Raw genomic sequence first — 257 nt, forward strand, 5'->3', positions numbered from 1 at the left:
TGATCATTCTAACTTTTGTGACCATGATCCAAGACCTGATTCGTTTTTGTCGCTATTTAATTTTTGCGACCATTATTCTCAGTTGGGTGGTGATGTTTACTCAGTCGAGATCACCTTATATTGAAGTCATTCAAGAGCTTGCTGAACCTTTATTGGCGCCGTTCCGTCGTATCATGCCAAATATGGGAATGATTGATCTTTCTCCAATTTTAGCGATTTTGGCATTGATCATTGCTGAAAAAGTTATGGATTATGCT

The 257-nt window shown here is 38.1% G+C and carries 1 protein-coding gene; it reads left to right on the forward strand.

The window, feature by feature from the left end; translation table 11 throughout:
- On the forward strand, nucleotides 1-257 hold a 257-nt coding region (locus KAJ71_RS23310), incomplete at both ends, for a YggT family protein (protein ID WP_248947801.1).

It is taken from the genome of Serratia silvae (assembly GCF_023282985.1).
Lineage (GTDB): Bacteria > Pseudomonadota > Gammaproteobacteria > Enterobacterales > Enterobacteriaceae > Chania > Chania silvae.